The 11,248-nt window shown below is 75.3% G+C and carries 8 protein-coding genes; 5 read left to right on the plus strand and 3 right to left on the minus strand.

Features of this window, described 5'->3' with window-relative positions; all coding sequences use genetic code 11:
• Window positions 1–69: 69 nt before the first annotated feature.
• Window positions 70–1,071, minus strand: a complete 1,002-nt coding sequence (locus VER05_RS14410; protein ID WP_324846023.1) for a ketopantoate reductase family protein — start codon at window positions 1,069–1,071, stop codon at window positions 70–72.
• 107 nt (window positions 1,072–1,178) lie between these two features.
• On the opposite strand from VER05_RS14410, the gene VER05_RS14415 reads away from it, so the two are divergent.
• The 3 genes from VER05_RS14415 (at window position 1,179) to VER05_RS14425 (ending at window position 6,194) form a co-directional block, all read left to right on the plus strand.
• Window positions 1,179–2,402 (plus strand): amidohydrolase, encoded by a 1,224-nt coding sequence (locus tag VER05_RS14415; protein WP_324846024.1) that lies wholly within the window; start codon window positions 1,179–1,181, stop codon window positions 2,400–2,402.
• 209 nt (window positions 2,403–2,611) lie between these two features.
• Window positions 2,612–4,057: a S1C family serine protease gene (locus VER05_RS14420; protein WP_324846025.1), complete on the plus strand. Its 1,446-nt coding sequence runs from the start codon at window positions 2,612–2,614 to the stop codon at window positions 4,055–4,057.
• Window positions 4,058–4,223: 166 nt separating this feature from the next.
• Window positions 4,224–6,194: a glycoside hydrolase family 127 protein gene (locus tag VER05_RS14425; RefSeq protein ID WP_324846026.1), complete on the plus strand. Its 1,971-nt coding sequence runs from the start codon at window positions 4,224–4,226 to the stop codon at window positions 6,192–6,194.
• A 39-nt stretch (window positions 6,195–6,233) separates the two neighbouring features.
• On the opposite strand, the gene VER05_RS14430 is transcribed toward VER05_RS14425, so the two are convergent.
• Window positions 6,234–6,686 carry a hypothetical protein gene (locus VER05_RS14430; RefSeq protein ID WP_324846027.1) on the minus strand — a complete coding sequence of 151 codons (453 nt, stop codon included), beginning with the start codon at window positions 6,684–6,686 and terminating at the stop codon, window positions 6,234–6,236.
• Window positions 6,687–6,908: 222 nt separating this feature from the next.
• Window positions 6,909–9,620 carry a pyruvate, phosphate dikinase gene (gene ppdK / locus VER05_RS14435; RefSeq protein WP_324846028.1) on the minus strand — a complete coding sequence of 904 codons (2,712 nt, stop codon included), beginning with the start codon at window positions 9,618–9,620 and terminating at the stop codon, window positions 6,909–6,911.
• A 206-nt stretch (window positions 9,621–9,826) separates the two neighbouring features.
• Here ppdK and VER05_RS14440 point away from each other — a divergent pair, with 206 nt between their 5' ends.
• Complete coding sequence (locus VER05_RS14440; RefSeq protein WP_324846034.1) at window positions 9,827–10,837, plus strand: PhoH family protein; 1,011 nt, start codon at window positions 9,827–9,829, stop codon at window positions 10,835–10,837.
• On the plus strand, window positions 10,834–11,248 hold a 415-nt coding region (gene ybeY / locus VER05_RS14445; protein ID WP_324846029.1), incomplete at its 3' end, for an rRNA maturation RNase YbeY. The genes VER05_RS14440 and ybeY, both read left to right, overlap by 4 nt.

An 11,248-nucleotide genomic window follows, 5' to 3' on the forward strand; every position in this document is an offset into this window, starting at 1 on the left:
GTGCCGCCCGCGGCCCTGCCGCCGTCCGCCCGGCCCGCCGCCTCGTCGCTCAGCACGTCGCCGCCCCGGTCAGGCCGCGGCCCGCGCCGCGCCAAGGATCTCGGCCGCGTCGTGCCCGCCCGGCTGCGCGCCGGCGGCCGCGGCGGCCTCGGCGAGCCGCAGCAGCGCCGCGTTCAGCGGGGTCGGCACGCCGTGCAGCCGGCCGAGCAGGACGATCTCGCCGTTGAGGTAGGCGGCCTCGATCGACCCGGCGCCGCGCACCAGACTCTGCCAGGAGGACCCACCGCGCCGCGTGACGCCGGGCAGCTCCACGAGCGTGAAGTCGCCCCGGGCCGCGGCCTCCTCCTCGGGCGACGTCGGCTCGATCCCGGCCGCGGACAGCACCGCGCGGGCCTCGGCGGCCGTCGCGGTCAGCAACTCCTTCGCCGCGGGCTCGCGCACCGGGCCGCACAGCGCCTCGACGGCGTTGCCCAGGTTGCTCAGCAGCTTCGCGTACTTCCAGGCCATGACGTCCCGCACGACCGGGGCGCGGAACCCGGCGGCCTCCAGGTCGGCGCCGACCGCCGCCAGGTCCGGGTCCGGCTCGCCCGCCGGGATCGAGCCCGTGGTGAGCACGCCCGTGACCGGGCTGCCCGCCGCCGACACCCGGCCGGGCTCGAGGAAGGTCGCCGGGAGCCACACGCACATCCCCGCGACCCGGGCGAACCGGCGCAGCGCGGTGCGCTCGTTGTCGACGCCGTTCTGCGCGCACACCAGCAGCAGGTCCTCGCCCGCGGTGCGCCCGCCGGCGACCGGGCGGCCGGCCCACTGCGCCGTGGTCGCGGCGGTGTCCTGGCCCTTCACGGCGAGCACGAGCACGTCGCCGGGGCGCAGGTCGACGTCCTCGGGCCCGGCGGCCGTCGCGGCCCGGACCACCCGCGCGCCCGCGGGCGTCGTCAGGTGCAGGCCGTCCGCCCGCAGCGCGTCGAGGTGGGCGCCGCGGGCGACGAGCACGACCTCGCGCCCCGCCTCCGCCAGCAGCCCGCCGATGGTCCCGCCGACCGCGCCGGCGCCGATGATCACGTATCGCACGCGTGCCACCGTGCCACACGCGCGGCCCCCGCGGCGTGCGGGCCCGGCCGCCGGGCGCCCGGGCCGCGGGTGCGGACCGCCCCGGAGGCCGACGTACGGTGGAGGTCATGACCTCCACTGTCGTCGCCATCACCGGCGGCCACGTCGTCCCCGTCTCCTCCGACCCGATCGACGGCGGCACCGTCCTCATCCGCGACGGCCGCATCGAGGCCGTCGGCGCCGACGTCGCCGTCCCCGAGGGCGCGACCGTCGTCGACGCCACCGGCCGCTGGGTGCTGCCGGGCTTCGTCGAGGCGCACGGCCACGTGGGCATCCACGAGGAGGGCGAGGGCGTCGCGGGCAACGACACCAACGAGATGACCGGCCCGAACATGGCGGCGGTCCGGGCGATCGACGCGATCAACATCGACGACGAGGGCTTCCGCGACGCGCTGTCCGGCGGCGTCACCTCGGTGGTCGTCAAGCCGGGCTCGGGCAACCCCATCGGCGGCCAGTCCGTCGCGATCAAGTCCTGGGGCGGCCGCACCATCGACGAGCAGGTCATCAAGGCCGCCGTCTCGGTGAAGTCGGCGCTCGGCGAGAACCCCAAGCGGGTCTACGCCGAGAAGAAGCAGACCCCGTCGACCCGGCTCGGCACCGCGCTGATCATCCGGCAGGCGTTCACGGACGCGCAGCACTACCGCGCCGCGCGCGCCGCGGCCGAGGCGAAGGGCGAGCCGTTCAAGGCCGACCTCGGGCTGGAGACGCTGGCGCGGGTGCTCGACGGCGAGCTCGCCTGGGACCAGCACGCGCACCGGCACGACGACCTGGTGACCGCGATCCGGCTGGCCGACGAGTTCGGCTACCGCCTGGTGCTCAACCACGGCACCGAGGGACACAAGATCGCCGACGTCATCGCCGAGCGCGACATCCCGGTGATCTTCGGCCCGATGTTCACCTCCCGGTCGAAGGTCGAGCTGCGGGACCGCGCGATCGCCAACCTCGCCGCGCTGGCGAAGGCCGGCGTCCGGGTCGCGATCACCACGGACCACCCGGTGGTCCCGATCAACTTCCTGGTGCACCAGGCGACGCTCGCGGTCAAGGACGGCCTGCCGCGGGAGACCGCGCTGGAGGCGCTGACCGTCAACCCGGCGGCGTTCCTCGGGCTGGACGACCGCGTGGGCGCGCTGGAGCCGGGCCGGGACGGCGACGTCGTCATCTGGTCGGGCGACCCGCTGGACGTGCACGCCCGCGCCGAGCACGTCCTCATCGAGGGCCGCACGGTCTACACCTGGGACGACGCGACGCAGACGGCCCACGTGGTCGAGCGGTCCGAGCGCTTCACCGCCTGACCCGCCCCCGCCCGCGGCCGTGAGGTCGGCACAACCGGGTGAGGTCGTCACGGACGAGTGACGACCTCACCCGGTTGTGCCGACCTCGCGCGGGGCGTCGGGGACGGGTTCATGGGTGGCGCTCAGGGAGGGTTCAGCGACCTTCCGGGATCCGGGCGTTCTCTTGCTCCTGTCGGCGCCACAGCGGCGCCCCGCAGGAGGTGTCCAGCATGGACCAGCACGACCAGGCCGCTCAGCCGACCGACCCGCAGCAGCCCGCCGCGCCGCAGCCGGCGACCCCGCCGCAGCCCGCGGTCGACCCCGCGTTCGCCGCCGCGCACCCCGGCTACACCGCGCACCCCGGCGACACCGCCCGCCCCGGCGACCCGGCCGCCGCCCCGCCCGCCCCGCGCCGCTCCCGCCGGCGCCGCACCGCCGTCGCGCTGGTCGCCTCCGGCGCGGTCGCCGGGGCGCTGGTCCTCGGCGGCTCGGCGGTCGCGCTCGGCTGGCCCGCTCCCACCGCCGGCACGGGGCTCACCGCCTCGGCGGGCCGCGACGGCTCCGCGTTCGGCCTCGGCGGGTCGAGCGGGTCCACCGGGTCGCAGGGCGGCTCGTCGTCCGGTTCCGGTTCCGGGTACGGGTACGGCAGCCCGTCGACCGGGCTCCCCGGCCCGGGCTCCTCCGGCTCGTCCTCGACCGGCACCGCCACGCTCGACACCAGCACCGCCACCGAGGCCCAGCAGCAGGGCGTGGTGCTGATCAACACGGTGCTCGGCTACCAGTCGGCCGAGGCGGCGGGCAGCGGCGTCGTGCTCACCTCCGACGGCCTCGTGCTGACGAACAACCACGTCGTCGAGGGCGCGACCGAGATCACCGTCACGATCGGCGCCACCGGCGAGACGTACACCGCCCAGGTCGTCGGCACGGACGCGAGCGCGGACGTCGCGGTCCTCCAGCTCGAGGGCGCGTCCGGCCTGACCACCGCCACGCTCGACTCCGACGACGACCTCGCGGTGGGCGACGCGGTGACGGCGGTCGGCAACGCGGAGGGCGGCGGCGTGCTGCTCGCGGCGGACGGCACCGTCACCGCGCTCGACCAGTCGATCACCACCCAGGCCGAGGGCGTGTCGTCGGGCGAGTCGCTGACCGGCCTGATCCAGGTCGACGCCGACGTGGTGTCCGGCGACTCCGGCGGCGCGCTGCTGGACGACCAGGGCGAGGTCGTGGGCATCACGACCGCGGCGTCCTCGGGCTCGGCGGACATCACCGGGTACGCCATCCCGATCGACGACGCGCTCGACGTGGCGACGCAGATCATCGCGGGCCACGACTCCGACACGATCACCCTCGGCTACCCGGCGTTCCTCGGCGTGCAGCTGGCGACCGGCGCCACCACGACCGTCCCGGGCCTGGGCGGCCTCGACGGGGCGACCGGCTCCACCGGCGCCGGCGCGACCATCGCGGGCGTGATCGACGGCACCCCGGCGGCGCAGGCCGGCCTGGCGGCGGGCGACACCGTCACCGCGGTCGACGGCACCGCCGTGGCGGACGGCGACGCGCTGAGCGCGGCGCTCGCGGCGCACGCCCCCGGCGACCAGGTCACCCTGACCTGGACCGCGACCGACGGCACCACGCAGACGGCGACCGTCACCCTGATCGCGGGCCCGGCGGACTGACGCCCGGGACCCGCCCGTCGACGCCCGGCCTCCTCCCCCCTGCGGAGGCCGGGCGTCGTCGCGTCGGCGGATGCCCGGCGGCCCGTGATCTCCCGTTTGACAACGATGTAGAACCGTCGGGAGAGTGGCGCGGGCACCGTTGCACCGCTCACGGCGAGGAAGCCCCATGACGCACGCGACCACCTCCGCGGACCCGACCGCGGCCCCCACGACCGCCCGCCCCGCGCACCCCGGCCCCGCGCACCCCGGCCCCGTCGCCCCGCGCGCCACCGAGCGCCTCGCGCAGCGCCCGCTGCCCGCCTCCGCGGTCCGGCTCGACCCCGCCGGCCACCTCGGCCGCTGGCAGCGCCTCAACGCCGACGCGACGCTCCCGCACAGCATCGGGATGCTCGAGGACAGCGGCGCCCTGCCCAACCTGCGCCGGGTCACCGGCGAGCACGACGGCACGTTCGTCGGCTACCAGTTCGCGGACTCGGACGTCTACAAGGTGCTGGAGGCGATCGGCTGGGAGATCGGCCGCACCGGGACCGACGCGTTCGACGCCTTCCTGGACCGGATCCTCGACCTGCTGACCCGGGCGCAGGACGCGGACGGCTACCTGAACTCGTTCGTGCAGGTCGACCGCCCCGACGAGCGCTGGGCGGACCTGCGCTGGGCGCACGAGCTGTACTGCGCCGGGCACCTGGTCCAGGCCGGCGTCGCGCTGCACCGTGGCGCCGGCCGGGCGGACTACCTCGCGCTGGCCCGCCGCTGCGCGGACCTGGTCGTCGCGACGTTCGGTCCCGAGGGCCGCGTCGGCTACTGCGGCCACCCGGAGGTCGAGACCGCCCTCGTCGAGCTGTACCGCGAGACCGGCCACGAGCCGTACCTGGCGACGGCCCGCCGGATGGTCGACGAGCGCGGCCAGGACCTGGCGCTGCTCGGGCCGGACCGGCTCGGCGCGCACTACTTCCAGGACCACGCCCCGGTCCGCGAGTCGCTGGAGGCGACCGGCCACGCCGTCCGGCAGCTCTACCTGGACGCGGGCGTCACGGACGTGTTCACCGAGCAGGGCGACCCCGCTCTGCTGGCCGCGATGCGCGCGCAGTGGGACTCGGCGCACCACCAGAAGATGTACGTCACCGGGGCGATGGGCTCGCGGCACTTCGACGAGTCGTTCGGCGACGCGTACGAGCTGCCGCCGGACCGCGCCTACGCCGAGACCTGCGCCGCGATCGCGGACGTGCAGTGGTCGTACCGGATGCTGCTGGCCGACGGCGGCTCGCGGTACGCCGACGCCATCGAGCGCGCGCTGCTCAACGCGGTCGCCGCCTCGGTGTCGGCGGACGGGCGGTCGTTCTTCTACTCCAACCCGCTGCACCTGCGCGAGGGCCACCGCGAGGAGGAGAACGCCCCGTCGCGCCGGACGCCGTGGTACTCCTGCGCGTGCTGCCCGCCGAACATCGCGCGCCTCGTCGCGTCGCTGCACGCCTACCTGGCGACGGCGACGGACGACACCCTGCGGGTGCACCTGTACGGCGCGGCCACGATCGAGGTCCCGGGGCACCTCGGTGCCGGCACCGTCCGGGTCGACACCGCCTACCCGGCGGACGGCCGGGTGCGGGTCGAGGTCGACGGCGCGCTCACCGGATCGCTGGCGCTGCGCGTCCCCGGCTGGGCCACGGGCGTGCGGGTGACCGTCGACGGCGCGCCGCTCGCGGCGACGACCCGGGCGGACCTGCCGCTGGACGACGGCTACCTCGTGCTGCCCCCCGGGACGCGCCGGGTCGAGCTGGACCTCGACATGCCGGCCACCGCCGTCGCCGCGCACCCGCGGGTGGACGCCGTGCGCGGCTCGGTCGCGATCGTGCGCGGCCCGGTCGTGTACTGCGTCGAGCAGGCGGACCACCCCGACGGCCCGTCGGTGGAGGACGTGCGGCTCCGGGCCGGCGCCGCGCTCACCGTGGTCCCGGGCGACGACCCGCTGCCGCGCATCGTGGCGGAGGGCGTCGCGACAGACGCGTCCGACGTCCCGCTGTACCGCGCCGGCGCCGACCTGCCGCCCGCGGGACGCCCGGTCCGGCTCACCGCGATCCCGTACGCGCAGTGGGGCAACCGCGCCCCGGGCGCCATGCGGGTCTGGCTGCCGCTGGCCTGACGGGAAGCCCGCCCGAGCGGCGGCGCCGGCGGGGCGGGTTCACCACCCCGGGGGCAGGGGCACCGGGACGGCGGCGCGCGCCGCCCGCCGTCGTTCCTGAGCCAGGCCCCACGTCGCCAGCCCGGTCGCGCCCAGCGTGACGACGGGGGACAGCGCGGCCAGCTCCAGCCGGGCGTACGCGGGCGCGAGCAGCAGGACCCCGACCACGACGGCGGGCGTCAGCGCGGCGAAGTACGCGGCCGCGCTCCCGGCCAGCGCCGGGACCGCCGTCGCGCCCCGTCGCGCGAGCGGCGCGACCGCAGCCGCCAGCGCGCCACCGAGCGCGCCCGCGGTCGCGCCCGCCGGCACGCCCGTGACCACCACGACGGGGAGCGAGAAGAGGAGGTAGCCGGCGCCCGCGGGGTTGACCAGCACCCCGAGCGCGGAGACCGCGAGGTACGGGACGAGGAACAGCCCCGCGCCCCAGATCGCGCCCCAGCCGATCAGCCGCACCGTCCCGCCCCCCGCCCGATCCTGTGCCGACGCACCCCGGACGCGGGAGCCTAGCCGCGCAGCCCGCCCCGCACCCGGCGTTCCGCGCGTCCCGGCCCGCCGGGGTCGAGGGTGCGCCGTCGCGGGGCGGTCGGCAACCATCGAGGTCGCGCGGGTGGCGGAACGGGCGCCCGCCGCCGCCCGCCCGGTGTCCCAACCGGGCGGGCGGCGCCGCGCGCCCCCTCACCGGGCGTCGGAGTCGGCTCCCTGGATCGCGGCCCTGCCGGCCTCGAGCCGCGCGACCGGAACCCGGAACGGGGAGCAGGACACGTAGTCCAGGCCCACCGAGTCGAAGAACCGGATCGACTCCGGGTCACCGCCGTGCTCCCCGCAGACGCCGACGGTGAGGTCCGGCCTGGTCGCCCGGCCCTCCTCGACGGCGATGCGGACCAGCCGGCCGACGCCCTTCGTGTCGATGGTCTCGAACGGGGACACGGTCAGCACCCCGTTCGCGAGGTACTCCGGGAAGAACGCCCCCTCGACGTCGTCCCGGGAGAAGCCCCACGTCGTCTGCGTGAGGTCGTTGGTGCCGAAGGAGAAGAACTGCGCCACCTCGGCGATGCGGTCGGCGGTGAGCGCCGCGCGCGGCAGCTCGATCATGACGCCGACCGGCAGGTCGAGCGCGACGCCCCGCGCGGCGCCGACCTCGGCCATGATCCGCAGCGCCTCGTCGCGGACCAGGTGCAGCTCCATCACGGAGCCGACGAGCGGCACCATGATCTCGGCGTGCGGGGTCCCACCCGCCTCGAGCCGGTCGGCCGCGGCCTCGCAGATCGCCCGGATCTGCAGCGCGAACAGCCCCGGCACCACGAGGCCGAGCCGGACGCCGCGGAGCCCGAGCATCGGGTTGGCCTCGTGCATCCGGCGCACGGCCGCGAGCAGCCTCGTGTCGTGCGGGTCCTCCTCGCCGCGCTCGGCGGCCAGCGCCACCTTGACGGCCAGGTCGGTGAGGTCGGGCAGGAACTCGTGCAGCGGCGGGTCGATGAGCCGGATCGTGGTCGGCAGCCCGTCCATCTCCGTGAGCAGCGCGCCGAAGTCCTCGCGCTGCAGCGGCAGCAGGGCGTCGAGCGCGGCCTGCCGCTCCTCGTCGTCGGCGGCCAGCACCACCCGCTCGACCAGCACCCGCCGCTCCCCGAGGAACATGTGCTCGGTGCGGCACAGGCCGATGCCCTGCGCGCCGAGCGCGCGGGCCCGCCGGGCGTCCTCGGCGGTGTCGGCGTTCGCGTGCACGTGCAGCCGCCGGGTGTCGTCGGCGTGCGTGAGGACCCGGTGCACGGACCGGACCAGGTCCGCGGTCTGCTCGTCCGCGCCGGCCTGCTCGAGCGCGGCGTCCAGCCCCTCGGCCAGGTACGTGCTGACGGGAGAGGGCACGACCGGCACCGCGCCGAGGTAGACCTCGCCGGTGGAGCCGTCGATCGCGATGACGTCGCCCTCCGCGACCTCGTGCCCGTCGACCTTCATGGACCGGGCCGGCAGGTCGATGTCGAGCGCGTCGGCACCGACCACGCAGGTCAGGCCCATGCCGCGCGCCACGACCGCCGCGTGCGACGTCTTGCCGCCGCGCGCCGTGAGCACGCCGACCGAGGCGATCATGCCGCCGAGGTCGTCCGGGTTGGTCTCCCGCCGGACCAGCACGACGTCCTCGCCCGCGGCGGCGCGCGCCTCGGCCGTGGCGGAGTCGAACACCGCCCGCCCCACCGCGGCGCCGGGGGAGGCGGCCATGCCCGTCGTGAGCAGGGTGCGCTCGGCGTGCGCGTCGAACCGCGGGAACATCAGCTGCGACAGCTGGGCGCCGCTGACCCGCGCCAGCGCCTCGTCCATCGTGATGAGGTGCTCGTCGACCAGCTGGGTCGCGATCCGGAACGCGGCCGGCGCCGTGCGCTTGCCGACCCGGGTCTGCAGCATCCAGAGCTTGCCGCGCTCGACGGTGAACTCGACGTCGCAGAGGTCGCGGTAGTGGGTCTCGAGCCGGCGCATCGCCTGGCGCAGCTCGCCGTACGCCTGCGGGGACACCTGCTCCATCTCGGCCAGGCTCAGGGTGTTCCGGATGCCGGCGACGACGTCCTCGCCCTGCGCGTTCGCCAGGTAGTCCCCGTAGTCGCCGGAGTGCCCGGTCGCGGGGTCGCGGGTGAACGCCACGCCGGTGCCGGAGGTGGGCCCGAGGTTGCCGAACACCATGCTGACGACGTTGACCGCGGTGCCCAGGTCGTCCGGGATGCGCTCGCGGCGCCGGTACAGCCGGGCGCGGTCGGTGTTCCAGGACCGCAGCACGGCGACGATCGCCAGGTCGAGCTGCTCGCGCGGGTGCTGCGGGAACTCGCGCCCGGACTCCGCACGCACGATCTCCTTGTACGCCTCGACCAGCTGGCGGAGGTCCGCCGCGTCGAGGTCCACGTCCTGCTCGACGCCCTTGGCCGCCTTGGCCTTGTCGAGCGTGTCGGCGAACACGTCGCCGTCGATGTCGAGCACGGTCTTGCCGAACATCTGGATGAGCCGCCGGTACGAGTCCCACGCGAACCGCTCGTCCTCCGCGAGCTCGGCCAGCCCCTTGACGGACGCGTCGTTGAGCCCGACGTTGAGCACGGTCTCCATCATCCCGGGCATGGAGAACTTGGCGCCCGAGCGCACGGAGACGAGCAGCGGCTCGTGGAAGTCGCCGAGGCCGCGGCCCAGCGCGTCCTCGAGCCGGCGGACCGCCATCGTGACCTGCACCCGCAGCTCGGGCGGCAGCTGGCCCGTGCGCATGTACGCGCGGCAGGCGTCGGTGGTGATGGTGAAGCCGGGCGGCACCGGCAGGCCGAGGCGGGTCATCTCGGCGAGGTTCGCGCCCTTGCCGCCGAGCAGGTCCTTCTGGTCCTTGCCACCCTCGGAGAAGTCCTGGACATAGCTGGCCACGTGCACCTCCGGTACGACCGCGGGGGCGTCGTTGCACCCGCTCTCCCTACTGTGCTCCCCGCGGTCGCGGTCCGGTAGGGCCATCGGTACCTGGCGGGGGCCCGCCGCGACCGGGAGAATCCGGGGGCGGTCCGTCGGTGGTGGTCGGTAGGATGGGAGCACCAGTCCCGCCTCGATGAATGGAGCGCACGGCGCACGCCGAGCACATGGCCGAGACCACACCCGATCGCCCGAGGCGATCGCTCCCCGGCGCCGCCCGGGTCGAGCACCGGATCACGATCCCGTCGAGCGTGTCCATGGTCGAGCTCCTGGGGATGGACGACCAGGTCCTGCGCGCCGTGGAGGGCGGCTTCACCAGCGTCGACGTGCACGTCCGGGGCAACGAGATCACCCTGGCCGGCCCGGCCGGCGACGTGGCGCTCGTCGCCCGGCTGGTCGACGAGCTGGTCGAGACCGCCGTCGCCGGCACGCCCCTGACGCCCGACGTCGTCACGCGCTCCGTCGCGATGCTCACCGCCGGCACCGCCACGCGCCCGGCCGATGTGCTGACGTTCAACATCCTGTCCTCCCGCGGCCGCACCATCCGGGCCAAGACCGCGGGCCAGAAGGAGTACGTCGACGCGATCGACCGGAACACGATCACGTTCGGCATCGGCCCCGCGGGCACCGGCAAGACCTACCTCGCCATGGCCAAGGCCGTGCAGGCGCTGCAGGCCCGCCAGGTGAACCGCATCGTGCTGACCCGGCCCGCTGTCGAGGCGGGGGAGCGACTCGGGTTCCTGCCCGGCTCGCTCAGCGAGAAGATCGACCCGTACCTGCGCCCGCTGTACGACGCGCTGCACGACATGGTCGACCCCGAGTCCATCCCGCGGCTGATGGAGGCGGGCACGATCGAGGTCGCGCCGCTCGCCTACATGCGCGGCCGCACGCTCAACGACTCCTTTATCATCCTGGACGAGGCGCAGAACACCTCGGCCGAGCAGATGAAGATGTTCCTCACCCGCCTGGGCTTCGGCTCCAAGGTGGTCGTGACCGGCGACGTCACCCAGGTCGACCTGCCGTCCGGCACGACCTCGGGCCTCCGGGTGGTCGAGTCGATCCTCGACGACGTGGACGACGTCGCGTTCTGCCGGATGTCCTCCTCGGACGTCGTCCGGCACCGCCTGGTCAGCGACATCATCGACGCCTACGCACGCTGGGACAGCACGAAGAGATGAGTATCGAGGTCAACAACGAGTCCGGGCACGAGGTCGACGAGGCGGAGTTCGCCGCGCTCGCCCGCTTCGTCCTGGACCAGATGCACGTGCACCCGCAGACCGACCTGTCGATCATGTTCGTCGACACCGAGGTCATGACGGACCTGCACGTGAAGTGGATGGACGAGCCCGGCCCCACGGACGTGCTGTCGTTCCCGATGGACGAGCTGCGCCCCGGGCGCGCCGACGAGCCGACGCCCGCCGGGCTGCTCGGCGACGTCGTGCTGTGCCCGGAGGTCGCCGTCGAGCAGGCGCGCACCGCCGGCCACTCCACGGCCGAGGAGCTGCTGCTGCTCACGACGCACGGGATCCTGCACCTGCTGGGCTACGACCACGCGGAGCCGGAGGAGGAGAAGGAGATGTTCGGCCTGC

The sequence above is a fragment of the Cellulomonas sp. genome (assembly GCF_035634735.1).
Lineage (GTDB): Bacteria > Actinomycetota > Actinomycetes > Actinomycetales > Cellulomonadaceae > Cellulomonas.

Excerpts from the sequence above, each read along its gene's own strand:
- VER05_RS14415 (WP_324846024.1), top strand. The coding sequence starts at position 1,179 with ATGACCTCCACTGTCGTCGCCATCACCGGCGGCCACGTCGTCCCCGTC.
- VER05_RS14420 (WP_324846025.1), top strand. The coding sequence starts at position 2,612 with ATGGACCAGCACGACCAGGCCGCTCAGCCGACCGACCCGCAGCAGCCC.
- VER05_RS14425 (WP_324846026.1), top strand. The coding sequence starts at position 4,224 with ATGACGCACGCGACCACCTCCGCGGACCCGACCGCGGCCCCCACGACC.
- VER05_RS14440 (WP_324846034.1), top strand. The coding sequence starts at position 9,827 with ATGGCCGAGACCACACCCGATCGCCCGAGGCGATCGCTCCCCGGCGCC.